Annotated in this window: 26 protein-coding genes; 16 read left to right on the top strand and 10 right to left on the bottom strand. The window is 33.0% G+C overall.

The annotated features are described in order from the left end of the window. Nucleotides 1-2: 2 nt before the first annotated feature. Nucleotides 3-1,034, bottom strand: a complete 1,032-nt coding sequence (locus BLT46_RS00495) for a FecCD family ABC transporter permease (protein ID WP_090404552.1) — start codon at nucleotides 1,032-1,034, stop codon at nucleotides 3-5. 4 nt (nucleotides 1,035-1,038) lie between these two features. Further along, nucleotides 1,039-1,893 (bottom strand): heme/hemin ABC transporter substrate-binding protein, encoded by an 855-nt coding sequence (locus BLT46_RS00490; protein WP_090404549.1) that lies wholly within the window; start codon nucleotides 1,891-1,893, stop codon nucleotides 1,039-1,041. A gap of 189 nt (nucleotides 1,894-2,082) precedes the next feature. Here BLT46_RS00490 and BLT46_RS00485 point away from each other — a divergent pair, with 189 nt between their 5' ends. Genes BLT46_RS00485 through BLT46_RS00465 form a run of 5 tightly spaced genes read left to right on the top strand, consistent with a single transcriptional unit; the run spans nucleotide 2,083 to nucleotide 5,503 of the window. Beyond that, nucleotides 2,083-3,297 (top strand): aminotransferase class V-fold PLP-dependent enzyme, encoded by a 1,215-nt coding sequence (locus tag BLT46_RS00485; RefSeq protein WP_090404546.1) that lies wholly within the window; start codon nucleotides 2,083-2,085, stop codon nucleotides 3,295-3,297. A 27-nt stretch (nucleotides 3,298-3,324) separates the two neighbouring features. Further along, nucleotides 3,325-3,744 carry a SufE family protein gene (locus BLT46_RS00480; protein WP_090404543.1) on the top strand — a complete coding sequence of 140 codons (420 nt, stop codon included), beginning with the start codon at nucleotides 3,325-3,327 and terminating at the stop codon, nucleotides 3,742-3,744. A gap of 18 nt (nucleotides 3,745-3,762) precedes the next feature. Continuing rightward, nucleotides 3,763-4,083 (top strand): iron-sulfur cluster assembly protein, encoded by a 321-nt coding sequence (locus BLT46_RS00475; protein ID WP_090404540.1) that lies wholly within the window; start codon nucleotides 3,763-3,765, stop codon nucleotides 4,081-4,083. Nucleotides 4,084-4,085: 2 nt separating this feature from the next. After that, a complete protein-coding gene (locus BLT46_RS00470) occupies nucleotides 4,086-4,604 on the top strand; it encodes a DUF2480 family protein (RefSeq protein ID WP_090404536.1) in 519 nt (172 codons plus the stop codon). Nucleotides 4,605-4,657: 53 nt separating this feature from the next. Then, nucleotides 4,658-5,503: a DUF3078 domain-containing protein gene (locus BLT46_RS00465; protein WP_090404533.1), complete on the top strand. Its 846-nt coding sequence runs from the start codon at nucleotides 4,658-4,660 to the stop codon at nucleotides 5,501-5,503. Between the two features lie 59 nt (nucleotides 5,504-5,562). On the opposite strand, the gene asnA is transcribed toward BLT46_RS00465, so the two are convergent. Both asnA and hflX read right to left on the bottom strand, forming a co-directional pair. Then, on the bottom strand, nucleotides 5,563-6,567 hold the full coding sequence (gene asnA, locus BLT46_RS00460) for an aspartate--ammonia ligase (protein ID WP_090404531.1): 1,005 nt from the start codon (nucleotides 6,565-6,567) through the stop codon (nucleotides 5,563-5,565). Between the two features lie 259 nt (nucleotides 6,568-6,826). Further along, nucleotides 6,827-8,059 (bottom strand): GTPase HflX, encoded by a 1,233-nt coding sequence (gene hflX / locus BLT46_RS00455; RefSeq protein WP_090404528.1) that lies wholly within the window; start codon nucleotides 8,057-8,059, stop codon nucleotides 6,827-6,829. A 237-nt stretch (nucleotides 8,060-8,296) separates the two neighbouring features. On the opposite strand from hflX, the gene BLT46_RS00450 reads away from it, so the two are divergent. Continuing rightward, nucleotides 8,297-9,766, top strand: coding sequence for a hypothetical protein (locus tag BLT46_RS00450; RefSeq protein WP_090404525.1), 1,470 nt, complete (start codon nucleotides 8,297-8,299; stop codon nucleotides 9,764-9,766). Nucleotides 9,767-9,836: 70 nt separating this feature from the next. Here BLT46_RS00450 and BLT46_RS00445 read toward each other — a convergent pair whose 3' ends face one another. The 3 genes from BLT46_RS00445 to BLT46_RS00435 all read right to left on the bottom strand — a co-directional run bounded on the left by BLT46_RS00445 (nucleotide 9,837) and on the right by BLT46_RS00435 (nucleotide 12,162). Beyond that, the gene (locus BLT46_RS00445) at nucleotides 9,837-10,625 is read right to left on the bottom strand and encodes a S1/P1 nuclease (RefSeq protein WP_090404522.1); all 789 of its coding nucleotides are present in this window, start codon (nucleotides 10,623-10,625) and stop codon (nucleotides 9,837-9,839) included. Nucleotides 10,626-10,630: 5 nt separating this feature from the next. Then, nucleotides 10,631-11,143: an acyl-CoA thioesterase gene (locus BLT46_RS00440; protein WP_090404519.1), complete on the bottom strand. Its 513-nt coding sequence runs from the start codon at nucleotides 11,141-11,143 to the stop codon at nucleotides 10,631-10,633. Between the two features lie 80 nt (nucleotides 11,144-11,223). Then, nucleotides 11,224-12,162, bottom strand: coding sequence for an HU domain-containing protein (locus BLT46_RS00435; protein WP_090404515.1), 939 nt, complete (start codon nucleotides 12,160-12,162; stop codon nucleotides 11,224-11,226). 199 nt (nucleotides 12,163-12,361) lie between these two features. Between BLT46_RS00435 and dprA the strand changes: the two genes are divergently transcribed. Then, nucleotides 12,362-13,474, top strand: a complete 1,113-nt coding sequence (gene dprA / locus BLT46_RS00430; RefSeq protein WP_090404507.1) for a DNA-processing protein DprA — start codon at nucleotides 12,362-12,364, stop codon at nucleotides 13,472-13,474. Nucleotides 13,475-13,508: 34 nt separating this feature from the next. On the opposite strand, the gene trpS is transcribed toward dprA, so the two are convergent. After that, nucleotides 13,509-14,489 (bottom strand): tryptophan--tRNA ligase, encoded by a 981-nt coding sequence (gene trpS, locus BLT46_RS00425; RefSeq protein ID WP_090404504.1) that lies wholly within the window; start codon nucleotides 14,487-14,489, stop codon nucleotides 13,509-13,511. Between the two features lie 143 nt (nucleotides 14,490-14,632). On the opposite strand from trpS, the gene BLT46_RS00420 reads away from it, so the two are divergent. Further along, complete coding sequence (locus tag BLT46_RS00420) at nucleotides 14,633-15,394, top strand: lysophospholipid acyltransferase family protein (RefSeq protein ID WP_090404501.1); 762 nt, start codon at nucleotides 14,633-14,635, stop codon at nucleotides 15,392-15,394. Nucleotides 15,395-15,453: 59 nt separating this feature from the next. Here the strand turns inward: BLT46_RS00420 and BLT46_RS00415 are convergent, their stop codons facing one another. Together BLT46_RS00415 and recA are read right to left on the bottom strand one after the other, a co-directional pair. Then, nucleotides 15,454-16,335, bottom strand: coding sequence for a hypothetical protein (locus BLT46_RS00415; protein WP_090404498.1), 882 nt, complete (start codon nucleotides 16,333-16,335; stop codon nucleotides 15,454-15,456). A 163-nt stretch (nucleotides 16,336-16,498) separates the two neighbouring features. Further along, the gene (gene recA, locus BLT46_RS00410) at nucleotides 16,499-17,503 is read right to left on the bottom strand and encodes a recombinase RecA (RefSeq protein ID WP_090404494.1); all 1,005 of its coding nucleotides are present in this window, start codon (nucleotides 17,501-17,503) and stop codon (nucleotides 16,499-16,501) included. Nucleotides 17,504-17,832: 329 nt separating this feature from the next. On the opposite strand from recA, the gene def reads away from it, so the two are divergent. The 8 genes from def to BLT46_RS00375 all read left to right on the top strand — a co-directional run bounded on the left by def (nucleotide 17,833) and on the right by BLT46_RS00375 (nucleotide 25,587). Further along, a complete protein-coding gene (def, locus tag BLT46_RS00405) occupies nucleotides 17,833-18,411 on the top strand; it encodes a peptide deformylase (protein WP_090404492.1) in 579 nt (192 codons plus the stop codon). A 387-nt stretch (nucleotides 18,412-18,798) separates the two neighbouring features. Beyond that, nucleotides 18,799-20,157, top strand: a complete 1,359-nt coding sequence (trhO, locus tag BLT46_RS00400) for an oxygen-dependent tRNA uridine(34) hydroxylase TrhO (RefSeq protein ID WP_090404489.1) — start codon at nucleotides 18,799-18,801, stop codon at nucleotides 20,155-20,157. Between the two features lie 10 nt (nucleotides 20,158-20,167). After that, nucleotides 20,168-21,409 (top strand): peptidase U32 family protein, encoded by a 1,242-nt coding sequence (locus tag BLT46_RS00395; protein ID WP_090404486.1) that lies wholly within the window; start codon nucleotides 20,168-20,170, stop codon nucleotides 21,407-21,409. Then, a complete protein-coding gene (locus BLT46_RS00390; RefSeq protein WP_090404483.1) occupies nucleotides 21,409-21,639 on the top strand; it encodes a ferredoxin in 231 nt (76 codons plus the stop codon). The genes BLT46_RS00395 and BLT46_RS00390 overlap by 1 nt, the downstream gene beginning before the upstream one ends. Beyond that, a complete protein-coding gene (locus BLT46_RS00385; RefSeq protein ID WP_090404481.1) occupies nucleotides 21,640-21,993 on the top strand; it encodes an arsenate reductase family protein in 354 nt (117 codons plus the stop codon). A gap of 1,109 nt (nucleotides 21,994-23,102) precedes the next feature. Next, nucleotides 23,103-23,213 carry a transposase gene (locus BLT46_RS13315; protein WP_143021846.1) on the top strand — a complete coding sequence of 37 codons (111 nt, stop codon included), beginning with the start codon at nucleotides 23,103-23,105 and terminating at the stop codon, nucleotides 23,211-23,213. A gap of 305 nt (nucleotides 23,214-23,518) precedes the next feature. Continuing rightward, nucleotides 23,519-24,640 (top strand): hypothetical protein, encoded by a 1,122-nt coding sequence (locus BLT46_RS00380; protein ID WP_143021844.1) that lies wholly within the window; start codon nucleotides 23,519-23,521, stop codon nucleotides 24,638-24,640. A 41-nt stretch (nucleotides 24,641-24,681) separates the two neighbouring features. Continuing rightward, nucleotides 24,682-25,587: a hypothetical protein gene (locus tag BLT46_RS00375; protein ID WP_090404477.1), complete on the top strand. Its 906-nt coding sequence runs from the start codon at nucleotides 24,682-24,684 to the stop codon at nucleotides 25,585-25,587. Nucleotides 25,588-25,800: the final 213 nt, after the last annotated feature.

Genomic DNA, 25,800 nt, shown 5'->3' with positions numbered 1-25,800 from the left:
AATTATAAAGATTTTTTAAAGCGGATTAAAATAGCTATAAATACGGGTGCTCCCATAATAGATGTTAATATTCCGATTGGAACTTCAGACGGAGGAACGATGGTTCTACTTAATGTATCTGCCACTAACAAAAGGATGCTTCCACAAACAGTAGATAACGGCAAGATGAAATAGTAGTTTGATTTAAAGATTAATCGCAAGATATAAGGTACAATTAATCCTACAAACCCGATAGTTCCCGTAAATGCGACTGCTGTTCCTACCATTAAAGCAGATAGTAAAACGATGCGCTTTTTGATGGTTTCAACGGGAATTCCTAAATGTGAGGCATCTCTTTCTCCAAGCATCATTGCATTTAAAGCCTTTCCTTTGTTTATTAAGAAAATAAGTGCACCAAAGATGACAATCCCAAGGATAGCAACCTTAGTCCACGTTGCACCAGCCAAACTACCAAGTGTCCAAAACGTTAAGTTTCTCAGTTCTTCTTCGTCGGATACATAAGTTAGTAGTCCTGTTGCCGCGCCTGTTAGCGATGTAATTGCAACACCTGATAGCAATAAAATACTAACATTTGTTTTTCCTGCTTGTGTTGACATTTTATATACAAATGTCATTGTAACCATAGCCCCTATAAAGCTCATTATGCTTAAAAGGGAGTAGTGAATAACTTCAGGAACAATAGCTTTGACATAACTACCTAATACGATCGTAATTGCTGCGAATAAGACAGATCCTGCTGTTATTCCAATTAAATCAGGCGAAGCTAAAGGGTTTTTAAACATTCCCTGTAAACAGGTCCCCGCAAGGGAAAGACCTGCTCCAGTTAATATAGCCATTAGTATTCGTGGTAATCTCACGTCAAAAAAGACGTAGTAGTCACTCGCTTTTACTGCTTCTTGTGTAAATAGAATTTTGTAAATCGTTTGAAAAGCTCCCTCTTCAAATTGGTAAACTCCTATAAAAATAGACGCTATTGCTATGAGTACAAGTATTGTAATTAGACAAATAACGTAAAATGAGAGTTTTTTCTGCATTTTATTATTCTGATAATAAGTGATTTAATTCTTTTGCGGCTTGACCAACTCTTGGACCAAAACCAGCTAATAATTGACCGTCCATTGCGATAACTTTTTTGTTTTTACCTGCATTAGTTTGATTAATACCGTCTATTTTAAGGACTCCATCAATGCCTCCCATACTTTCTAAACCTGTTGTAAACATTAAGATATAGTCAGGGTTGCTATTCAATAACGACTCTGGTGTAAGAGGTTTGAAATCTTTGAATTCAGTTACAGCATTAATTCCTCCTGCTAATGAAATCACATTGTTTACAGGAGTTTCGTCTCCAGCTACTAATAAGGTTGCAGCACCTCTTGCGTAGATGAATAAGACCTTCGGTTGTTTTTCAAACTTGTGTAACCCCTCTAAGTCTTTGTCAATGCGCGTAAGTAAGTGGTCATAATCTGTTTTATTTAACGATTCTGCAATGGTTTTAATCATATCTTTTGTACCATTAACTGTGAAAACTTGTTTAATGATTTCTAAACGGATACCTGATTTTTGCAATTGAGCTTTCATATCATCTGTTATATCTTTTTCTGTAGCGTATAAAATACTTGGATTTAACGCCATAATGCTTTCAATTGATATTTTAGATGTATGTCCTAAATCAGTTGCCGTTTGTTTTAGGTCTTCTGGAAAAGTACTTGTAACATCAACTGCTACAATGTTTTGTTTTTCTCCTAAATCTGCAAGTATCTCTGTTATTGCGCCATTTAATGATATAATGCGTTCTGTTTTGACTTCAATAGAATCAGTTGACTCTTGTTTTTTGTTTTGATTGCAACTCAATAGAGAGATTGCAACCAGGAATAAAGCTGTTAGGTTTTTCATTACAGTAGTTATTTGTATTAAATCTAAATTGTAGCAAAAATAAAATCTTTTTCAAGCTATACAAAACATATTTAGATTAATTTTAAATTATTATTATAAGCATCAAAGCTTATGAATTATTATCTTTGCTTCTAAAGTTGTTATTTAAACGAGTCAATATTTTATTGATATAATAAAAAGGGTAATAGCATGTTAGATATAAATAAGATTAGAGAGGATTTTCCAATTCTTAAACAAAAAGTAAATGGAAAGCCTTTAGTGTATTTCGATAATGCAGCAACAGCGCAAAAACCAAAAGTGGTTGAGGATGCTATTGTTGAGTATTATGAAACGATAAATGCAAATATTCACAGAGGAGTACATACGCTTAGTCAATTGGCTACAGATGCGTATGAAGAATCACGACAAAAAATAAAAGCGCATCTTAATGCGAAAGAGGATAGAGAGATAATTTTTACAGCAGGTACTACATTTGGTATTAACCTGGTTGCTAATGGGTTTGGTGCTTTGTTGAAAGAAGGAGATGAGATTATAATCTCTGCTATGGAACACCATTCTAATATTGTGCCTTGGCAATTTGCTTGTGAGCGTTCAGGTGCTACATTAAAAGTTATTCCAATGAATCAAAACGGAGAGCTTTTAATGGATGAGTATGATAAGTTGCTTTCTAAAAACACAAAAGTTGTAGCTGTTAATCATATTTCAAATGCATTAGGAACTATTAATCCGATTGAATACATCATTAAGAAAGCGCACGAAGTTGGAGCTGCTGTTTTAATTGATGGTGCTCAGGCTACGCCACATATTAAACCGGATGTGCAGGCATTAGATTGTGATTTTTATGTATTTTCAGGACATAAAGTATGTGGACCAACGGGGACTGGAGTGTTATATGGAAAAGAAGAGTGGTTAAATCAATTGCCTCCTTATCAAGGTGGAGGAGAGATGATTAAGACAGTTACTTTTGAAAAGACTACTTATGCGTGTTTGCCTCATAAATTTGAAGCGGGAACACCAAATATTGCAGGAGGAATTGTTTTAGGATATGCTCTTGATTATATGAATGAGATTGGTTTCGATAATATTGCTGCTTATGAACACGAACTATTGGTTTATGGAACTGAGAAGTTACTTGAAATTGAAGGGGTTAAGATTATAGGAACAGCAAAAGAAAAAGCGTCTGTTATTTCGTTTAATATTGACGGTATTCACCCGTATGATATTGGTGTTATTGTAGATAAATTAGGTGTTGCTGTACGAACAGGGCATCACTGTACACAACCAATCATGGATTTCTTTGGTATTCCGGGTACGATTAGAGCCTCTTTTAGTTTTTACAATACAAAAGAAGAGATCGATACATTCATTGCTGCAGTGAAAAAAGCAAAAATGATGTTATCATAAATAGAGAAATAAAATAATTACAACAATATGACAATTAAAGAAACTCAAGAGGAAATCATTGATGAGTTTTCAATGTTTGACGATTGGATGGAACGATATGAGTATATCATCGAATTAGGAAAAGGACTTCCGTTGATTGATGCACAGTATCAAGTAGAAGAGAACCTAATTAAAGGATGCCAATCACAAGTTTGGTTACATGCAGAGGAGTCAAATGGAAATATTGTGTTTACTGCTAATAGTGATGCAATTTTAACGAAAGGGATTATCGCAATTTTAATTCGCGTATTTTCAGGTCACAAAACGGAAGATATTTTAAATGCAGACCTGTCTTTTATTGATGAGATAGGGTTGAAAGAACATTTGTCGCCAACACGTGCAAATGGTTTAGTATCAATGGTTAAACAAATAAGAATGTATGCTTTAGCTTATCAAGCTAAGCACTAAAAATAGAAAAGTTAAGGTATGGAAGCAATTGATGTACAACAATTAGGAGAAAATATAGTTCGTGTTTTAAAAACTATTTATGACCCTGAAATTCCAGTAGATATTTACGAGTTAGGTTTAATTTACGATGTATTTGTAAACGAAACTCACGATGTAAAGATTTTAATGACTTTGACTTCTCCAAACTGTCCAGTGGCTGAAACGTTACCAATGGAAGTAGAAGAGAAAGTAAAATCAATCGACAACGTAAAAGGAGTAGAGGTTGAGTTGACATTTGACCCATCTTGGACTAAAGACTTGATGAGTGAAGAAGCTAAGTTAGAATTGGGAATGTTATAATCATGGAAGGAGAAATTGTAAATAAAGTAGCCAATAGTGCTCTTGTTGTTTTCGATTTAGAGGATATTTATCCAACAAATCCGAGAATGGAGATTGATATTGCGCAATGGCTTTATGAAGGTTTTGTTCTTAGAGAGAAAGACTTTAGAGCTGCTTTGAAAGAAGTTGATTGGTCTATCTATCAAGATGCTTATGTAGGATTACATTGTTCTACAGATGCTATCTTACCAGGTTGGGCATATATGGTTTTAACAAGCCATCTACAACCAGTTGCAAAACGCGTTTATTTAGGAGATAAGCATCATTTAGAAAGTTCTATTTTCCAAGAATTGTTATTTGCAATAGACTATACACAGTATGCTGATTTACCTGTAATTATTAAAGGATGTTCAAAAAAAGAGATTCCTGAAGAGGCTTATGTTTTAGCTACTCAATTAATGATGAATCATGCACGTTCTGTGATGTTTGGAGAGGCTTGTTCGGCTGTTCCTGTTTTCAAGAGAGCGGTAAAAAGAGGTTGATAGTTTTTCTTTTTAGCATTTTCTTATTAGTTTTGCACAAAAAGTAAATAACTATGAAGAAAATTGTTTTAGGATTATTAGCTGTTTTTGCTTCATTTTCGGTTCAGGCTCAAGAAGCTGAAACTGTAGAAAATACAAGCAATTGGACATCAAAAGGAAATTTTAATTTCTTAGTAAATCAATCAAGTTTTTCAAATTGGCAAGCTGGTGGGGATAATAACCTGTCTGGTAACGTTAACGTAAATTATGATTTGAATTACAAGAAAGATGATTGGACTTGGGATAACAAAGCTATGGTAAGTTACGGTATCTCTAAGTTAAAAGGAGATAAACAAAAGAAAACAAATGACCGTTTAGAGTTAAACTCTTTATTAGGTAAACAAGCATCTAATAACTGGTACTACTCTGCGTTTTTGAATTTCAAAACACAGATGGATGCTGGTATTGACAAAAATGGAATTAGAAATTCTCACTTTATGTCTCCTGCTTATTTACAAATAGGTCCTGGTATGTTATGGAAAAAAGATGATAACTTAAAAGTTAACATTGCTCCAGCTACATCAAGATTTATCTTTGTTCACAGTCACTTCACAGAAAATGGCGCTGCTTTTGGTGTAAAAGAAGGAAAATCAATGGAATACCAATTAGGTATGTCTGTAAACGCTTACTATAAATTAAATGTTATGGAAAACGTTTCAGTTGAAAACATCTTAAACTTGTATTCTAACTATTTAAAAGACCCTCAGAACGTTGTTCTTGATTACCAGTTAAACGTAGTAATGAAGATTAATAAATATCTTTCTACTAACTTAACATTCCAAACTATATATGATGACCTTGCATTCCAAGGATTTCAAATTAGAGAAATGGTTGGTTTAGGAGTAAACTATAATTTCTAATCTGATTAGAATTTGTAATAAAATAAAAAAGCTCGGTAGTTTTCTACCGAGCTTTTTTATTATAATAAATTGATTCCTTGTTTTTCAGCTTCAATTCTTACGTCTTGAGGCCATAAGCTTGCTTGTACCTCTCCAATATGTCTTTTTCTCAATAAGAACATACAGATTCTTGATTGACCTAAACCACCACCAATGCACAATGGTAATTTATCTTGTAATAACATACTGTGGTAAAGTAAGTTTTTCTTTTCTAAAGATTGTGTAATCTCTAATTGTTTTAAAAGAACTTCTTTGTTTACTCTGATTCCCATAGAAGATAGTTCTAATGATCTGTTTAGAATAGGATCCCAAACTAATAAATCACCATTTAATCCTTTGTATCCTCCCTCTGTTTCTGTACTCCAATCATCATAATCAGAAGCTCTACTGTCGTGTTGCTCTCCGTTTGATAATTTGTGTCCAATTCCCAGAATGAAAACAGCGCCATATTCTTTCGCTATGGCGTGTTCTCTGTCTTTTGGAGATAGAGTAGGATAACGCTGTAATAATTGTTCAGAATGAATAAAAGAGATCGATTCAGGTAGAATACGTTCTATTTTTAATTCTTTCCAAACTTGTTCCTCTGTTTCTAACAACACTTGATATAATTTGCGAACGATAGATTTAAGAAATGCAAGGTTGCGATCTTTATCTTCAATCTTTAATTCCCAATCCCATTGGTCAACATAAATTGAGTGTATTGGGCTACTATCTTCGTCAGGTCTAAGCGCTCTCATGTCTGTTAGAATACCTTCGTGTACATCAAGGCCTAACTCTTCTAGTCTAATTCTTTTCCATTTGGCTAGTGAATGTACGACAACACCTCGATCATTGTTAAGAAACTTTACAGGAAAAGAGACAGCTCGCTCCACACCGTTTAAGTCATCATTGATTCCTGTTCCTTCATTTACAATCATCGGAGATGAAATAGGATACAAGTTCAAAGAATTGCATAAGTTTTTAGAAAAGAAGTCTTTTACTAATGCAATTGATTTTTCGGTCTGTAAAATTTGTTTTTTACTCATGATATTTAGGTTTGAATTTTTTAAATAAAAAAAGGCTCCTCAGAGAGGAGCCTTTAAACGGATAATGAAATAATATATAATTAACTTTAATCATTGCCAATAGCTTCCCTCTTCAAATCGTATACACAATTCAAATTATTATTAGAGAAATTATTGTTCAATGATAAATACATATAATCAGCTTTTTAGCAATAGTGTAAAAATAGAAAAAATATTATTACACAAGGTTACTTTATAATTTTTTTTATGAACAAATATTTTATTCACTATCAGACCCCTCTATTAAGTGGTCATAATCAGGGAATAAAAAGTTGTTATAAGGAAATCTAGTGATATGAATCTCACGTGCAGCTTCATATAATTTCTTTCTAAATTCCTCCATATTTTCTTTATTTGTTGCAGAAATAAAGATTGCATTATTCTCCCCAACTTTGTTCATCCACGTTTTTTTCCACTCTTCAATTGTGTAGTGGCGTGACGTACGTTCAGTCATTAAATCATCTTCAGCGATAACTTCCGGCTTATAAGCATCTATTTTATTAAACACCATAATCGTTGGTTTATCATCACTCTTGATATCCTTTAAAATTGTATTTACAGATTCGATATGGTCTTCAAAGTCGTGGTGAGAAATATCAACTACGTGTAACAGTAAATCTGCTTCTCTAACCTCGTCTAAGGTACTCTTGAACGATTCTACTAACTGTGTAGGTAGTTTTCTAATAAAACCAACGGTATCAGAAAGCAAGAAAGGCAAGTTACCTATTACAATTTTACGAACTGTAGTATCAAGGGTAGCAAAGAGCTTGTTCTCAACAAATACTTCACTTTTACCAATTGTATTCATCAAAGTAGATTTACCTACGTTCGTATACCCGACTAAAGCGACACGTACCATAGCACCTCTATTTCCTCTTTGTGAAGCCATTTGTTTATCAATAACTTTCAATTTTTCACGCAATAGCGTAATACGATCACGAACGATACGTCTATCTGTTTCAATCTCTGTTTCCCCAGGACCACGCATACCAATACCTCCACGCTGTCTCTCTAAGTGAGTCCACATTCCAGAAAGACGAGGTAGTAAATATTGAAATTGTGCTAATTCAACTTGTGTTCTCGCATAAGAAGTTTGTGCTCTTTGTGCGAATATATCTAAGATTAGGTTGGTGCGGTCTAATACCTTACAATCTAATATTTTTGAAACGTTTTTTTGTTGAGCTGGTGTAAGCTCATCATCAAATATTACGGTATGAATATCGTTCTCTACTATATAGTGGTGGATTTCTTCCATTTTCCCTGTTCCAACAAAGGTCTTAGGGTTAGGCTTTTCCATTTTCTGTGTAAAGCGCTTATATACTTCTCCTCCAGCCGTATATGTCAAAAACTCTAATTCATCTAAATATTCATTAAGTTTTGACTCATCTTGATCTTTTGTAACGATACCTACGATTACAGAACGTTCAAAATTTATTTCTTCTCTATCAATCATATAAACTATATTATAGTACAAAATTAGTAAAAATGTACTAGTTATCGTGTTTTATTTAGTTTACTGTTTCTTAAACCTTTAAAATAATTAAAGTGATTTCGTCATTTTAGGACAATTCCCTTGTATTTAAGGAATTATTAAGCTTTTTACATATTGTTTTTCAGTACCTTGCTTTAAATTGTTACGGTATATTTATTGCAAAGCTTTAAATAGATAGTAAAGTGAAAAGAGAAGATTATGAAAACATTACATTATATCACACTGTTATTTTTAACACTCAGTTTTTCTGTGTCTTTTGGACAAAGAACAGTGGTAACGGCTAATAACTATGATATTAGCGATAATTTAGACCTTCAAGCAGTGGCTTCTGTTTTTGGAGAATCCTCTGATTTGGCTGACTTTGAGTTTAGGTTAAATGACCCTTATTCTCGTATAAATAACCTTGACTTAAATGGGGATGGTTATGTAGATTATCTACGAGTTGTAGAAGTTGTTGAGGGTAGAACGCACTTAATTGTTATTCAGGCTGTTCTTGGCAAAGATTTATATCAAGACGTTGCAACTATTGAAGTAGAAAAGGATAAACGCAAGAAAGTAGTTTATATGCAAGTAGTAGGGAATTCATATTTATACGGAGCAAACTACATTTACGAGCCTATTTATGTAACTACGCCTCCTATGTTTAGTTTATTCTGGGGTGTTTCTTACAGACCTTATCATTCATCTTGGTATTGGAACTATTATCCAAACTATTATTATGCCTACGCTCCATATTCAACCGGGCGCTATGTTTCACACGTACACGTGCATATAAATCAAAACAACAATTACTACTATAGACCGTATAGAAATAGCAATAGAGCAGAATATATGTACTCTAATGTTAGACAAGATTATTATGAACGTCAAAATCCAAACAACTCGTTTAAAACGAGATATGGAGAGAGTAATTATTATAACCGTGCTGATTTGACAAGCAGCAGAAGTAGCAGAAGTGAGTATGCTACAAGTGGCAGTGGATCAAATAGCAGAAGCGATTATTACAGCAGAGGGAATAGTAATTCAAGTAGCGGAAGCTCAGATTACAAACGCGGAAATAGCAGAAGTGAATATGCTACAAGTGGTAGTGGATCAAATAGCAGAAGTGATTATTACAGCAGAGAGAATAGTAGCTCAAATAGTGGAAGTACTGATTATAAACGCGGAAATAGTAGAAGTGAGTATGCTACAAGCGGTAGTGGATCAAGTAGTCGTAGTGATTATTACAGCGGCTCAAATAATAGAGAAGTAAATAAAGTTGAAGGAAGCTCAAATTCTTCTTCAAGTCGTTCAAGTTATTCTACAAGTTCATCTGCTAATAGATCAAATTACGATAGAGGTACATCTTCTTCAAGTAGTAATTCCTCATTCAATAGTAATTCAACACGTAGAGGTAATTATAGTCAAGGCTCAAATAGCAATTACGGCTCATCTCCAAGCACTTCGTCAAGTTCTAGGTCAAGTTATAGCAGAAGTAGTAGTTCGCCAAGTAGTAGCTTTAATAGCAGTTATTATTCACGATCAAATACTAACTCAGGAAGTAGCAGTTCATCGTCAAGAAGTAATTATAGCGGTAGTTCGTCAGGATCAAGTAGATCTTCTTATTCAGCACCGTCATCGTCATCACGTTCAAGCTCATCATCATCAAGGTCGAGTTATAGCAGATAACAATAAGATAAAGTCAAATAAAAAGGGCGAAGTAATTAATTACTTCGCCCTTTTGTATTGTGTCAAATGATTACTTGAAAATTTCGTTTAGAACTTTTGCTAAGCGCAAACCTCCTTTTAATAATTGATTTTCAACATCATCTTTGTGATTAAAATGGTATTTATAGCTTAAAGATTCTTCAGCTTCAACGCTGTCATAAATCTTGTTAGCCATTGTGTATGAATCAAAGATCCAATCTTCAATTCCTCCGTCAGTTAATTTTTGATTGTATGCTTTTCCGTGTACATCTAAAACAGTAGCATACTCAGTATAGCTATATTTGTCAAAGTCAACCAAAGAAGAGTCCCAAATACTGTGTAAGTTAGTTGGTTTTCTAAACCATTCTAATTTTACGCGGTTTCCTCCTAAATCGTCTAATCTACCAATGTGTAAAGGTTGATGAGCATCTCCAATAATGTGGATTAAGAAGTATAAATTCTCTTGTTTTTTAGCAAGTGGTAAGTTTTTATCTTTCAACTCTTCGATCAACAATAGCGCTCTTTTGTATAAGTTTTTATCCGTAGAATTCGCTAACTCTTGATCAAAAGCATGGCGGTCTAAATGACCAGGTAAATTGATATAATGCCAGCTATCAGAGAATTTCCAAGTAGGATCAGACTTTAAAAAGTCAGGCCAGTTTGCCCAGTAAGCAAGTTGTTGGTTTCCAATAATTTGTTTCAATTGTTTTTTAGCTTTCTTCGTAAGATTTCTCTCTGCAAGTTCAGCTACTACTCGGTGACCAGTAGTTCCCCAAGCAAATACATTAGCAGTTTGTAAAGTGAATAACGCTGCTAATAAAAAGTAAAGTATTTTTTTCATAATCTTTATTCGTTAAATAACGCTTTTAATTCAGTTGCTTCAGATGGTTTCATTTTACCTGCAATAACAAGGCTTAATTGTTTACGTCTTAATGCCCCAACAAAACGCTCTTTTTCAATGTCTGTTTGTGGAATAATCTCCGGAATAGAAACAGGGTGTCCTGTATCATCAACAGCAACAAAAGTATAGATTGCTTCATTTGCTTTTTTCTTGATACCTGACTCGCGGTCTTCAATCCAAACATCTAAATATACCTCCATAGAAGAGTTAAATGCACGAGATATTTTTGCTTCTACAGTAACAACACTGCCAAGGGGGATAGGTCTATTGAATGCCACGTGATTTACTGATGCAGTAACACAAACGCGACGAGAGTGGCGTCTTGCAGCAATTCCTGCAGCTCTATCCATACGAGCCAATAACTCACCACCAAACATATTGTTTAAAGGGTTTGTTTCTCCTGGTAGAACAAGGTCAGTCATCAATGTAGCTGATTCTGATACTAATTTTGCTTCCATTATAATTGTTTTCGGCAAATATAGAGACATTAAACAAAAAATCCCGCAACTTTTCAGTTACGGGACTAATGTTTAACTATTTATTGTACTAAAATCCAAGCATCTTTATTTGTAGAACGGTGGATTTTCTTTAATTCTTTTTGAGCATCACCTTGTGTTTCAAAACCTCCATAAGAAACAGGGTACATTCCATATTTTGTACGAGCTAGTGCTGTAGCACCTTCAAAACCTTTGTTTTGCAATTTAACCGCTTCTTCTTCAGAGGCTTGTTTGCTTCTAAAAGCACAAGCAACAATATGATATGGTTTTGCCAATTCTGTAGAAATGATTACTTCTTCTCTAACAGGAATTGATATTGTTGTGGCACTTGGCTCAATGATAAACGTTGCTTGTTGTATCTTATCTTGAACTTTTGATTGTACGTTTTTTTCAATTGTGTATGATTGATCGTTTAAATAAGCATCATAACCTTTATCTGCAATAACACTACCAACACCTAAGAAAAGTGTAATAACAGCAGCGTATTTTACAAATGCATATTTGCTTTTCTTTCTTAGTTGAGGAACTGCTACAGTTTCTTGTAAAGGAATTGTTGCAACTCTATCAACAGAAGATGCCATTACAGAAGACAATCCAAAAGAAGTCATTAAGTAATTGCTATTTGAAGTAGGTTCAAAAACCAAGCTTCCTTCGCTATTACATTGGAAAGCCCCAATAGTTGACAAAGTTAAACTACCTAAGTTGCTTAATTCTTTATCCCAACCTTTAACAGCTAAAGTGATGTACTTAACTGCTTCGTCATAACTGATTTTTTCTTGCATAGCGATATGATTAGCTAATAGCCCATCATTGTGCTTAACATTTGCATTAAAAGACATCATTTTTTGAGGAGGAAAAAATGCTTGTTCCTCTTCATTGTAGTATGATGACTTAGTCTCTGTCAAAAATGCTCCGAACCCCGGTATGATCACACACTGGTATCTGTATAATAAAGCTGATATGTATTTCTCGATCTTCATAAAGACAAAATTACATTAAACAATAGCTGAAACAAAAAAATATTCATAAATATTTATAATTACTTTTAAGTTTATCAGTATTAGATTCTTACAAAGATAGAAAGAAACTAATAGCATCTTACTTTTTGAAGTTTTTGGATAGGTTTTTGAGGATATTTAGTGAAGATACAAAGAGTTCGAATATATATCAAAAGTATTTATGGAAGAAGAAAAATTGTTTTACACTTTAGCTTTGCAAACCGTTGCTGGGATTGGGCCAGTTACTGCAAAGAGATTAATAGATTACTTCGAATCGCCTAAGGCAATTTTTCAAGCAAGTCAAAAAGAAATTATGCAAGTACATCAAGTTGGAACGGTATTGTGGAATAAAATACACGATCCTTTGGTGCTTCAAAGAGCAGAATTAGAATTAAAGGCTATTCAAAATCAAGGATTGTCTATTTGCTATTATAAAGATCCTCATTACCCTAATTTGTTGCGAGAGTGCGATGATTCACCAATTATGTTATTTCATTCTAATGCTAATTTTGAATTTAATAATAGACGAGTAATAAGTATTATAGGGACGAGAAACCCGAGTAAGAGGGGAGTTGAGTTTTGCGAACAATTGATTAGTGATTTAAAAGATTATAATCCGGTAATCATTAGTGGATTGGCTTATGGGATCGATGTTTGTGCCCATACAGCAGCTTTAGAAGAGGGGTTAGATACTTATGCTGTTTTGGGACATGGGTTGAATCGTATTTACCCAGAAAGACATTACAGTATAGCCAGACAAATAGAAGAGAAAGGAGGGAGTTTGATTAGTGAGTTTTGGATGAATAGTCGTGTTGAGCGTGAAAATTTTATACAGCGCAATCGCATTGTGGCAGGGATGTCTCAAGCTGTAATTGTTATAGAAAGTGCTATTAAGGGAGGTTCTATGAGTACTGTAACTTTTGCAAATGATTATAATCGGGATGTTTTTGCTGTCCCTGGACGTATTACAGATGTGATGAGCCAAGGATGTAATTTGGTAATACGCAATAATAGAGCACAATTGCTTAGCAGTGCGAATGATATAGTAGAAACTTTGAATTGGGACCAGATTACAAAGAAGCCAAAAGTAATTCAGCCGATGTTATTTTTAGACTTGTCGGATGATGAACAAAAGGTTTATGACTATTTGGTTACTTGTGAAAGGGAGTTGTTAGATATGATAGCTTTAAACTGCGAAATGCCTATTTATAAAGTTAGTACAGCTTTGCTAAACTTAGAATTAAGGGGGATTGTACGTCCTTTGCCAGGTAAATACTTTGAATTAATACAATAAAAAAAGAGCTACTGATTTAGTAGCTCTTTACGTTTTATCTTGGTGTGTTATAACCTAATTTTTCGCGTACTTTATTTAAAGTTTTTGTAGCGATTACAGAAGCTTTTTCTGCTCCTTTAAAAAGTAATGCATCAACTTCTTCTAAGTTGTTCATATAATATTCGTACTTCTCACGAACATCTTTAAACTTCTCAACAATTAATTCGTATAACGCTTGTTTTGCGTGTCCGTACCCGTAATTTCCTCCTTCATAATTAGCTCTCATTGCATCGATTTGCTCAGGTGTAGCTAATAATTTGTAGATAGTAAATACGTTACAAGTATCGGGATTCTTAGGATCTTCAAGTGGAGTACTATCTGTTTCAATACCCATAACTTGTTTTCTCAAAGCTTTATCAGTTTGGAAAAGATTAATTGTATTGTTTCTTGATTTACTCATTTTTTGACCATCAGTACCCGGAACAATCATAACTGTTTCAGATATTTTAGCCTCTGGTAAAACAAAAGTTTCTCCCATTTGGTTATTAAATCTTGAAGCTACATCTCTTGTAATTTCTAAGTGTTGTAACTGGTCTTTCCCTACAGGTACAAATTCTGCATCATATAATAAGATATCTGCAGCCATTAACATAGGATAGTAAAATAACCCAGCATTAACATCAGATAAAACAGATGCTTTATCTTTAAACGAATGCGCTAATGTTAATCGTTGATATGGAAAGAAACAACTTAAGTACCAAGTAAGCTCAGTCGTTTGCGGTACATCTGACTGGCGGTAAAAAGTTACATGATTAACATCTAAACCACAAGCAAGCCAAGTAGCCGCAACACTATAGGTATTTTCTTGTAATGTTTTTGCATCTTTAATTTGAGTTGCCGAATGTAAATTCGCAATAAAAAGAAAAGAATCATTCTCCTTGTTATTCGCCATTTCTACTGCTGGTAAAATAGCTCCTAAAAGGTTCCCTAAGTGTGGAGTTCCTGTGCTTTGAACTCCTGTAAGAATTTTAGCCATTGCGTGATATTATATTTTGTATAAGTAGCAAAGATAAAGCATTTAAGACTTATATGATTTGTTTTTTAGTGTTTAAGTGTCATTGACATTGATAAATCCTTATTTTTGGGAGAAGTAAGAGATATAGAGTTCTGGAATTAGTTATGAAAGTAATTAAAAGTTTTTTTAGTGTACTATGGCGTGTGTGGTTTTATATCTGGATGACCTTAGTAATTATAATTTTATCGCCATTATTATTGGTAACTATTCATTTTGAGAATAGTTATTCTTCTTTTTATAAGGTTGCTCGCATTTGGGCTAAGCTTACTTTTTATGGTATTGGAATGCGTTATAATGTGGAAGAATATCAACCTTTAGAAAAGGGAAATAGTTATATGTTTATAGCTAATCATACCTCAATGTTGGATATTATGATGATGTATATTCTGGTTAAGGATAATCCGTTTGTATTTGTAGGAAAGAAAGAATTAGCTAATATTCCCATTTTCGGATACTTCTATCGCAAGACGTGTATTTTAGTTGATAGAGCAGATGCTAAGAGTCGCTTTCAAGTGTTTCAGAGCGCACAAGAGAAATTGAGTAAGGGGTTGAGTATTTGTATTTTTCCAGAGGGAGGAGTTACAGATGACCGCTCTATTATTTTAGATCGTTTTAAAGATGGTGCTTTCCGTTTGGCTATTGAACATCAAATACCAATTGCATCATTTGCATTAGGTAAATTAAGACACTTTTTTCCATTTGTATGGGGGATTGGATATCCTGGGAAAGTGCCAGTAAAAATGTTGGAAGTTATCAATACGACCGGATTAACATTAGAAAGTCGTAATGAAGTTAAGGAACACGCTTTTCAAATGATTTTAGGACCAGTTGAAAACTGGGAAAGAGAAGTAAAAGCAAAACTATAAAAAAGAAGCGGCTATGTGTAAACAACACATAGCCGCTTCTTTTTATTCTTCTTAGTAACTTATAACTCGATTATTCCTGCTCCGTAGATATTACTACTTTGCGTTGTGAATTCGTTCATACGTTCATTTTGTTCCACTCCTAAAGCGCTATAGTTGATATTCATTTTAGCTTTAGACATTGACAAGTCAAACAATTCTTTTAGAATCTCTTTTTGACGTTTAGGATCTTCACTTTTTCTATATTCAAGTACTAAATCATACTGTTTTTGAAATAAGTCTTGCAGGTTTTTATCTGTGAAGTTGGGAATATTCAATGTTCTTTCACTTACTTCTGTTATGGTGTTTTCTCCATTTACTTGTTTATTCTTTTCATGGAAGTCTTTGTGTTCTTCAGAAGCCTCTTCACTAAGGAAGCTAATAAATTCACCTTTTGTAAAGAATTTATTGAAAAAGTTACCCTCATTATTTTTGTTGTTAGTGACCATTTCTTTAGGATAAGCTTCACCTAACATATATTTACATCTGTATAGATTATTGTCGATATACAGTGCATTTGTCGACTTGATATTGTCCTCATATAAGATACCATCAATGACTACTTTACGCTCAGTACTTTTAAAACGGTCAAAGCTACCTTCTTTGGCATAGATCATTGAGAATATATAATGTGGAGCAAGAGTAGGGTTTATTATCCCACCTGTATTATCTGTAAATACGTTGAACTCTGATGTCTTTCCTTCATAATTCAGTGTATGAATACCCGGCTTTACTTTCACGACTTCAAAAGAGTTTGCTGCTAAAGCATAAGTTTGCTCATCTATAGTAACAGTTATTTCCTTTTCTGTAGGATTAGAAAGGTAGAAATCTTGATTTTTTAGCATGTTACTACAGCTTGTCAAAGAGACAATAGTTAATAGCAATGCGAATAGTTTTAGTTTCATTTAGTTTGTTTTGTTATTTGAAGAATACAAACTTACTACAATTGTTTTTTTATTCTTTAACAAGGAGAGTAAAAGCAATTTATTATGTCTGTATTTTTTAGAAAAAGAGCATAAAAAAAGGCCGACTCTCAAAAGAATCGGCCTTGTAATTATATCAAGTCAATTAAGCTTCTCTACTCTTAATTTCTTCTTTGATTTTTATTTCAAGTTCTTCCATTAATTCAGGATTATCCTTGATTAATGATTTTACAGCATCACGACCTTGACCTAATTTAGTATCTCCGTAGCTAAACCAAGAACCACTTTTTTTAACTATTTCATAATCAACAGCTAAGTCTAATATTTCGCCTACTTTAGAAACCCCTTCACCATACATAATATCAAACTCTGCAGTACGGAAAGGAGGAGCAACTTTGTTCTTAACTATCTTCACTTTTGTTCTGTTACCAATAACATTTTCACCGTCTTTAATTTGAGTAGATCTGCGGATGTCTAAACGTACAGAAGCGTAGAATTTAAGTGCATTACCTCCAGTTGTAGTTTCAGGGTTACCAAACATAACACCGATTTTCTCACGTAATTGGTTAATAAAAAATACAGTACAGTTTGTTTTGCTAATTGTAGAAGTTAGCTTTCTTAAAGCTTGAGACATTAAACGAGCGTGTAATCCCATTTTAGAATCTCCCATTTCGCCTTCAATTTCACTTTTCGGTGTTAATGCTGCAACAGAATCGACTACAACTAAGTCAATAGCACCAGAACGGATTAAGTTTTCAGCAATTTCTAAAGCTTGTTCCCCATTATCTGGCTGAGATATGATTAAGTTGTCAATATCAACGCCTAATTTTTGAGCATAAAAACGGTCAAATGCGTGCTCAGCATCGATAAATGCAGCAATTCCACCAGCTTTTTGAGCTTCTGCAATTGCGTGTAAAGTCAACGTTGTTTTACCTGAAGACTCAGGTCCGTAAATTTCGATAATTCGTCCTTTAGGATATCCATTAACACCCAATGCAAGGTCAATTCCCAGTGAACCAGAAGAGATTACCTCTACTTCTTCAACTGCTGTATCTCCCAATTTCATTACTGTTCCTTTTCCGTAAGTCTTGTCTAACTTATCAAGCGTTAATTGTAACGCTTTTAATTTGGCTTCTTTATCTGCGCTCATTTTTTAAAAAAATACGTTCTTACTGATGTAAAAGTAATATAATTTATTAACTCACCAAGAGCTTTATAGTATTATGCTATAAATTATAGCAATAGAAGCCTTGCTATTTGCTATCGCAATTTCTTATTTTGTTTGTTTTTTAATATTATATCTTATTGATTGGGTTTTATAGTTTGATTATTAGATATATAGATATAAAAAAAATATTCTAAAAAAATATTTTTTTTATATCTATGAACACACTTAAGAGTAGAAAAACTAAAAAATCTAAGGGATATAATCTTGTTTGAATTATAATTTGTAAGACCTTTGTATTAAAATAAGTAACAATGAAATTATCTATAGTAGCATACGGAAATAAAGCACTGAAAGAAGATTGTACTGAAGTAACGGCAGATTATCCAGAATTGAATCAATTAGTTGATAATATGTGGGAGACAATGCAAAATGCAGATGGTTGTGGTTTAGCAGCTCCGCAAATTGACAAGACAATTCAGTTGTTTGTTGTGGATAGTGTGGTTATGTTTGAAAATGCTGATGATCAAGAGCGCAAGATAAATTTTGTAAATGGAGATACAGGGATAAAGGAGACATTTATCAACGCGCGTATTATTGGTAAGTCTGATGAAACTTGGGATGATATTGAAGGTTGTTTAAGTATTCCTGACGTCTTTAAACGAGTTAATCGTCCGTGGTCTATTACTATCGAATATTTTGATCGTGAGTTTAAACCACAAACTAAAACGTTTTACGGAACTACTGCTCGTATCATTCAACACGAGTATGATCATACAAGAGGAGTTCTTTTTGTTGATCGATTAAGTTCTTTAACAAAGAAATTGATTAGTAAGAAATTAGACAAGATTGTAAAAGGTAAAGTATTTACAGATTACAAGATGAAATTATAGTGTTCAAAGCCGAGTAAAACTCGGCTTTTTTGTTGCTCATATGCAGGATGTTCCCATAGCGCTCTCATAAAAAGTATGGAAAGAGTATGTGTACATATTGGGTTCACTATGATGCATATTGTTTATGATAGTATTGAAACCTGTATAATCCTATTATTGCTGTACAATGGCTTAGATAGGTCGAATCATTTTAGAAGTAGGAGGTATAATAGGTAGGAAGTATTATATATGTTGTTGATAAGTAGTAATTTGAATAAATAATCCTTACTACACACTAAGACGAAAAATAGGTTAATACTTTTAAATCAAAGTATTATCTTTGCACGGAAATTCTTCCATTTAGGATTTCAAAAACATAGTAATAATTCTACACTTAAATTATATAGCATGCAACTGTATAACACATTAAGCGCAGAAGAAAGAGCTGAACTTATTGAGCAAGCGGGAGAAAACCGTTTGACTTTATCTTTCTATGCGTACGCAAAAATACAAGACCCACAACAATTTAGAGACGATTTATTCCTTGCTTGGAATGCCCTTGATGCTTTAGGACGTACTTACGTTGCACACGAAGGAATCAACGCTCAAATGTCTGTCCCTGCTTCTAAATTTGACGCTTTTAGAGATACATTAGAACAATACGATTTTATGAAAGGAATTCGTTTGAATGTTGCCGTAGAGCAAGATGATTTGTCTTTCTTAAAGTTAACTGTAAAGGTTAGAAACAAGATTGTTGCAGACGGATTAAATGATGACACATTCGATGTTACTAATAAGGGAATTCATTTAAAAGCAAAAGAGTTTAATGAAATGCTTGCTGATCCAAATACGGTAGTTGTTGATTTCAGAAATCATTATGAGAGTGAAGTTGGCCACTTTGTTGGTGCAATAACTCCGGATGTTGATACTTTCCGTGAGTCATTGCCAAAAATTAAAGACGAATTAAACGACATCAAAGAAGAGAAAAACTTATTGATGTATTGTACAGGTGGTATTCGTTGTGAGAAAGCGTCTGCTTATTTTAAACACCACGGTTTTAAAAATGTTTACCAATTAGAAGGTGGTATTATTGAATATACACGTCAGGTAAAAGCAGAAGGTTTAGATAGTAAATTCATCGGAAAAAACTTTGTATTCGATCACCGTTTAGGAGAACGTATTACAGATGATGTAATTGCTAACTGTCACCAATGTGGTAAACCATGTGATACACACGTAAACTGTGCGAATGAGGCATGCCATTTATTGTTTATTCAATGTGATGAGTGTGCTGAAAAAATGCATGGTTGTTGTTCTGACGAATGTTTAGATATTATTCAATTACCAGAAGACGAACAAAAACGTTTACGTCAAGGAGTTCAGAAAGGTAACTTGATTTTCAAAAAGGGACGTTCAGAATCATTAAAGTTCCAAAAGGAACGAAATGTGTTTGATGAGATAAAAGCTGTTAAAGTAAGTACTGTTACTCAGATTCGCAAGAAGCAAGTAGAACGCAAAGTTTTAGTAGGAGTAGTTCAACATTACTTTACTAAAGCAGGAGTTGGTCAATTTGAAATGAGTAAAGAAATTCAAGTTGGCGATAAGATTGCTATCGTTGGACCTACTACAGGAGATGAGCGTTTAACTGTTGTTAAGATTATGGTTAATGGACAAGAAGCTACTGTAGCAAAAGAGGGTGATAGAATGACAATGGAGCTTAGCTTCAGAGTTCGTAAAAACGATCAATTATTTAAAATAATAGACTAATAAAATAGATATGACAGTTTCAGGAAGAATTGAGTTAATGGCTCCAGCTGGAAACTTCGAATCATTGCAAGCAGCAATTGATAACGGAGCAGATTCAGTATACTTTGGGGTTGACCAATTGAATATGCGTGCACGTTCAACAGTTAATTTCTCGATTGACGACTTGGAAGAAATTGCAAGACGTTGTAACGAGAAAAACATTCGTACTTATTTGACTTTAAATACCATTATTTACGATCACGATTTGTCGGTTGTAAAAACGTTGTTGAACAGAGCAAAAGAAGCAGGATTAACTGCGGTAATTGCTTCTGATCAAGCGGTAATTGCTTCTGCAAGAGCAATAGGTTTAGAAGTTCATATTTCTACGCAATTAAACGTTACGAATATTGAAACTGTTAAGTTTTATAGTTTATTTGCCGATACGGTAGTTCTTTCTCGTGAGTTGAGTTTACGTCAAGTAAAAATGATTACAGAAGGAATTGAGCGCGAACAAATAAAAGGTCCGTCTGGAAACTTGGTTGAGATTGAGATTTTTGGTCACGGTGCTTTGTGTATGGCTGTTTCAGGAAAGTGTTATTTGAGTTTACACTCACATAACTCATCAGCAAATAGAGGTGCATGTAAGCAAAATTGCCGAAAGAAATATACTGTAATTGATCAAGAAACTGGATTTGAAATAGAGATTGACAATGAGTATATGATGTCTCCAAAAGACTTGTGTACATTAGATTTCTTAGATCAAGTGATTGATGCAGGAACGAAAGTGTTGAAGATAGAAGGTAGAGGTAGGGCTCCAGAGTACGTTGCAACAGTTGTTCGTACGTATAGAGAGGCTATTGATGCAGTTGCTGAAGGAACATACTCACAAGAGAAAGTTGCTGAGTGGATGAAAGCTTTAGAAACGGTTTATAACCGCGGATTCTGGAGTGGATATTACTTAGGACAAAAGTTAGGAGAGTGGAGTGATAATCCAGGAAGTAACGCTACTCAAAAGAAAGTGTATGTAGGTAAAGCAATGCACTACTTCCAGAAAGCGTCTATTGGTGAGTTTAAGATTGAGGCATATGATATTAAAATAGGTGATAGAATCTTGATTACAGGTCCAAGCACGGGAGCGCAGGAGTTAGTTATTGACGAGATGTATGTGAATGAGCAACCAACAGATAAAGCGACTAAAGGAGATGATTGTACGTTTAAATTGCCGTTCCGTATTCGCTTGTCAGATAAGTTATACAAAATAGTAGAGGCATAATGATTGTTGTTACTTTACAAAGAGATAAATGTATCGGTTGTAATTATTGTGTTGAGGTAGCACCAAAGCAATTTCAGATGTCTAAAAAGGACGGGAAAACAGTTTTGTTGAAGTCTGTAAACAATAAGGGGTTTCATACTTTAAAATCGCCAGATTATACTATCTTAGATAGCTGTGAACAGGCTGAGAAAGTATGTCCTGTACACATAATTAAAGTTAAAGATATTTAGATGAAAAAAATATATTATTTAAGTACATGTAGTACTTGTAAACGCATTTTGAGCGAAATGCCAGCGATTGATACTTTTGAATTACAAGAGATTAAAAAGGATCCAATTACAGCTGAACAGTTAGAGGAAATGTATGTAAAAGTAGGAAGTTATGAATTGCTTTTTAATAAACGTTCACAATTGTACAAGAATAGAGAGTTGAAAAGTAAAAATCTACAAGAGGAAGACTATAAAGATTTACTATTAGAGCACTATACTTTTTTAAGTAGACCTGTTATTTTCATTGGAGATGAAATTTTTGTTGGAAACAGTGCTAAAGTAATTGAAAAAGCAAAGAAGAAAGCTGCGTTATAAGCAACCTTTTAAGTATATAATATCAAAGTCGACATTGCATTATTTGTATTGTCGACTTTTTTTATTGGAATAAAAAGAGGTTTAGTTATCTAATCTCTTATGAAAATACTTTTTGAAAGAAATAAAATGGAATAATGTAAGGAGTAAAAGTGTTATTTAGAGTACTAACTGCTTTAAATGAAATATTTTTTTATATATAATGTTCTTAATATTAGGTGTTTGTGAAAAAAAATAAAGAAATGTTTAAATAAGGTGTGACTTTTTACGTTACTATGTGTCTTAAGTATACGAAAAGGGAAGAATTGCTATGAATCCTTTTTAAAAAGAAAAGAAAATACAAGTGTTTTTTGAGTGTATTGTGAATTAAATTAAATGAGGAGAGATTAAAGTGGTTTGTTTTTTGTTTTTTAAGGTTTGAAAAATTTAATTCTGTAGGTTTCATTACAATATTGAATACAATACTGACTTTGTAGATTGTGGTGGTCTAATAAGGACAAAGGAAGTTATATTCTCAGTTATGGTTGTTTTGGTTAGTTCCTATGAACGTAATGAAACTGAAAATAGAGTAGGAATGAAATAAAAAAGGAGAGCTTAGCTCTCCTTTTTTTGTTTAATATGTATTTATCCATTGTTTTTTCTTAAGATTTAAAGGATCAGACGAAAAAGTTGGGGACTAAGCATAAACATCACTTTTTTATATGAAACAAAATAAACGAAGATTTAAAATATAATGCATTGGATTGTACTTGTAATACAGAACATATCAAAGCATAGTTTTAAACAGACCATGTTCGAGGCATTTACCAGTCAAGTACCACATAGGCTCGGAAAAAAGCCTTTTTACCGAAGGTGTCTGGTAGTTGTGTGGTAGTTGTGTGGTAGTTGTGTGGTACTTGTCCAAAACAAGTATAAAAGAAGCTAGTAATAACAGTATTTTAAAGTCTATTCTTTTAGTTAATCGAGATACTAAGAAACAATTACTAGCTAGGTCTAGTCATCTACTATACAAAAGTCAATATAATTGGACTGAAGATCAAAAAGAAAGAACAAGTATCTATTTCTAAAATAGCTCATTGGTTTAATTATGTTAATCATACTTCTCTAATACCATTTTAAAGACTTTCGAAATACATTATTTAGAAACTATTAATTACTTAAATGATAGAAGTACGAACGCTTTTGCTGAATCCTTCCACGAGAAAATAAAGCATTTTAGATGATACATAGAGGGTGCAGAGATGAGGTCTTTTCTTTTTTAGGTAACCAATATTCGTGCTTAATTCTCAGATTTTGTTAATTTTAAATTGTTTATTTTAAGATAAAATTAATAAATTTAAATTTCGTTCTTTTCTATTTAAATAATAATAATCATATTTGTATGTGTTAAAAATGAACTATTGTTTGTTTTTAGTATTTATTTGTAAAATAAACATTGATATGTGTTTTTTTGGCGGCGCCTATTTTTGTTAAAATATTTATAAAACAAGAGAGGTGATAGATAGGTTAATCAAAACAAATATAAAATATGAAAAAAAGTATTCGTAATGTTTTTGCAGCTATGACAGTTTTAACTTCTATGTCTGTAGTAGTTGGTTGTTCAAGCGATGATAATAGTATCGTAGCTCCTTCAATTATTGAAAAGCCTGAGGTAGGAGTTGAATCTTCTGTGTCTATTGAAGTCAAAGATGTTTCTGTGAATGAGATTCAATTTTCTCTTGAATCAAAGGGGGCCGTTGAAATGGCTTATTTCGTCGATGTTAATCAAACTAAAGGAGTATTACCAATTATTACAGCTGAGAAAATATTTAAAGAAGGTAGTGTATATAAAACTGCCTCTGAAATTGTTGTTTTAAAAGAATTACACAGTGCAACAGAATATGTTATAGCTGCTGCTGCTAAAACAAAAGAAGGAAATTATGTTGCTTTGAAGGAACCTGTTTTAATTTCAACTTTAGAAGAAATTAAGAAAGAAGTGTCACTTGTAATTTCTGATATAATGAGTACTTCTGAATCAGTAAGTTTTAAAATTGTAACAGAAAATGGGATAGGAGGAAGTTGTATTGTTGTTCCCTCAAGCGAAAAACCAACTGCAGAACAGATAAAAAGTAAAGGCAAGAAGATTGATAATTTAAAAGGAGAATCTACATTTAAATTCGAAAAACTTTCATCTAATACCGATTATAAAATATATGCTGTTGTTGAGTCTGAGTTAGGAGTAAATAAAATAGTTGAATCTGAAATTAAAACGAAAGTTGCAGAAGTATCTGCTGATGGAAGGATTAATTTTCAAACTATTGAGGTTATGTCTGAAAATGCAGGATGGATTTCTATTTATGTTATGACTTTAAAAAATAGTGAGTGGGAAGCAAATTTCGAAATAGGTTCACTGTCAGAAGATTTAAGAACATTACCAATAGGAAAATATTTTTATGCTGCTTGGGATAGTGATGAAGCAACAGATGGAACAGTAGGACATTATTCAATTAAAAATTTAAAGACAGGGAAAGAAATCACAGATTTAGAATTGGGAACTATTGTTGTTGAAAAAGAAAAGAATAATTATACAATCACTATAGATATTTTTCGCGATAATGATGAGGAGTTTAAAGGAGTTTACAAAGGAAATGTTTCTGTAACTCCATACTAATTAGCTAGTTTAAAATACAAATTAAAACCAAATATAGAATAATGAAAAATAAAATGATGGTAATGTTCTTGGCAATAATTACAAGTGCTTTTGTAAGTTGTTCAAGTGACGATAATAATAAAGAGGTTATAGTAGATACAGGAAATGCTACTGCTTTAGTAGAGTTAGAAGTGACAAAAACTGAAGAAGTTCAGGCAAGTGTTACAGTGGTTGCAAAAAACATTGAAAAGATAATGTACCTATATGCTCCTAAAGAAAAAGGATCTTTGGGAGAGGCAGAAGTTTTAAAAGAAGGAAAAGAATTGCCAGTACAAGAAAAACAAGAAGTTATTCTTGGAGATTTAGAGGCAAATACAGAGTATGAAATTGCTGTTGTAGGACTGGTTAAAAGTAAAGCTGTAGTTTTAAAGAAAGTAACATTTAAGACTTTAGAAAAAGTTGTAGACGATGTCTTAGTGTTAAAAGATGGTTTTTTAAAGTATGATGAATTAGATGATGCATCAGGTTATTATAGAACTAATATAATTTTATCAAGTGATGCGATGAAAGAAAATGGAAGTAAAGGACAAATTGATATTTTACTTTGGGTTTATACAAGTTATCCTTTAGGTAAAGCAAAAGATAAAAATAGATTTAAAGTACCTTTTGGAGTTGTGACACCCTTTTTTACGAATGGTACAGGATTAACAGATATGATGTATTATATAGGAAAGCACAAAAAAGATGCTAATGGAGAGGCAAATTTTGAAGGAACAGCTTGGGTTGATATTGATGACAAAGGGAAAGAGGCTTATTTTGTAGCTGATGATACTAAAAACACGAGAATTGAAATTAAAGATAATAAAGATGGTACGTATATGATCTTTGGAGTATTAGTTGATCAGACTAAAAAGTCAGAGCTTAAATTTACTTATACAGATAATAAAGATGTTTTTGGAATCTGGTAGATATTTATTTTTTGAATATCATGATTTTGGTACTTATTAAAAAAGGAGAGCTTAAACTCTCCTTTTTTTGTTTGCGTATTTTTAGTTTGAGGAATATAGTATTAAGATTACTCATTAAAAAAAGGTAGATTATTTTATGATAATTACTTTAAGTTGTGTTTAATTAGGTTTAAAACAGTAGTATTTTGTCCTATTTATAAGTTAGTTAGTGTT

Source organism: Myroides phaeus (assembly GCF_900099675.1).
Taxonomy (GTDB): domain Bacteria; phylum Bacteroidota; class Bacteroidia; order Flavobacteriales; family Flavobacteriaceae; genus Flavobacterium; species Flavobacterium phaeum.
The sequence above is the reverse complement of the archived record's forward strand: the minus strand, read 5'-3'. Positions and strand labels throughout refer to the sequence as shown.

Excerpts from the sequence above, each read along its gene's own strand:
- BLT46_RS00495 (WP_090404552.1), bottom strand. The coding sequence starts at position 1,034 with ATGCAGAAAAAACTCTCATTTTACGTTATTTGTCTAATTACAATACTT.
- BLT46_RS00490 (WP_090404549.1), bottom strand. The coding sequence starts at position 1,893 with ATGAAAAACCTAACAGCTTTATTCCTGGTTGCAATCTCTCTATTGAGT.
- BLT46_RS00485 (WP_090404546.1), top strand. The coding sequence starts at position 2,083 with ATGTTAGATATAAATAAGATTAGAGAGGATTTTCCAATTCTTAAACAA.
- BLT46_RS00480 (WP_090404543.1), top strand. The coding sequence starts at position 3,325 with ATGACAATTAAAGAAACTCAAGAGGAAATCATTGATGAGTTTTCAATG.
- BLT46_RS00475 (WP_090404540.1), top strand. The coding sequence starts at position 3,763 with ATGGAAGCAATTGATGTACAACAATTAGGAGAAAATATAGTTCGTGTT.
- BLT46_RS00470 (WP_090404536.1), top strand. The coding sequence starts at position 4,086 with ATGGAAGGAGAAATTGTAAATAAAGTAGCCAATAGTGCTCTTGTTGTT.
- BLT46_RS00465 (WP_090404533.1), top strand. The coding sequence starts at position 4,658 with ATGAAGAAAATTGTTTTAGGATTATTAGCTGTTTTTGCTTCATTTTCG.
- asnA (WP_090404531.1), bottom strand. The coding sequence starts at position 6,567 with ATGAGTAAAAAACAAATTTTACAGACCGAAAAATCAATTGCATTAGTA.
- hflX (WP_090404528.1), bottom strand. The coding sequence starts at position 8,059 with ATGATTGATAGAGAAGAAATAAATTTTGAACGTTCTGTAATCGTAGGT.
- BLT46_RS00450 (WP_090404525.1), top strand. The coding sequence starts at position 8,297 with ATGAAAACATTACATTATATCACACTGTTATTTTTAACACTCAGTTTT.
- BLT46_RS00445 (WP_090404522.1), bottom strand. The coding sequence starts at position 10,625 with ATGAAAAAAATACTTTACTTTTTATTAGCAGCGTTATTCACTTTACAA.
- BLT46_RS00440 (WP_090404519.1), bottom strand. The coding sequence starts at position 11,143 with ATGGAAGCAAAATTAGTATCAGAATCAGCTACATTGATGACTGACCTT.
- BLT46_RS00435 (WP_090404515.1), bottom strand. The coding sequence starts at position 12,162 with ATGAAGATCGAGAAATACATATCAGCTTTATTATACAGATACCAGTGT.
- dprA (WP_090404507.1), top strand. The coding sequence starts at position 12,362 with ATGGAAGAAGAAAAATTGTTTTACACTTTAGCTTTGCAAACCGTTGCT.
- trpS (WP_090404504.1), bottom strand. The coding sequence starts at position 14,489 with ATGGCTAAAATTCTTACAGGAGTTCAAAGCACAGGAACTCCACACTTA.
- BLT46_RS00420 (WP_090404501.1), top strand. The coding sequence starts at position 14,633 with ATGAAAGTAATTAAAAGTTTTTTTAGTGTACTATGGCGTGTGTGGTTT.
- BLT46_RS00415 (WP_090404498.1), bottom strand. The coding sequence starts at position 16,335 with ATGAAACTAAAACTATTCGCATTGCTATTAACTATTGTCTCTTTGACA.
- recA (WP_090404494.1), bottom strand. The coding sequence starts at position 17,503 with ATGAGCGCAGATAAAGAAGCCAAATTAAAAGCGTTACAATTAACGCTT.
- def (WP_090404492.1), top strand. The coding sequence starts at position 17,833 with ATGAAATTATCTATAGTAGCATACGGAAATAAAGCACTGAAAGAAGAT.
- trhO (WP_090404489.1), top strand. The coding sequence starts at position 18,799 with ATGCAACTGTATAACACATTAAGCGCAGAAGAAAGAGCTGAACTTATT.
- BLT46_RS00395 (WP_090404486.1), top strand. The coding sequence starts at position 20,168 with ATGACAGTTTCAGGAAGAATTGAGTTAATGGCTCCAGCTGGAAACTTC.
- BLT46_RS00390 (WP_090404483.1), top strand. The coding sequence starts at position 21,409 with ATGATTGTTGTTACTTTACAAAGAGATAAATGTATCGGTTGTAATTAT.
- BLT46_RS00385 (WP_090404481.1), top strand. The coding sequence starts at position 21,640 with ATGAAAAAAATATATTATTTAAGTACATGTAGTACTTGTAAACGCATT.
- BLT46_RS00380 (WP_143021844.1), top strand. The coding sequence starts at position 23,519 with ATGAAAAAAAGTATTCGTAATGTTTTTGCAGCTATGACAGTTTTAACT.
- BLT46_RS00375 (WP_090404477.1), top strand. The coding sequence starts at position 24,682 with ATGAAAAATAAAATGATGGTAATGTTCTTGGCAATAATTACAAGTGCT.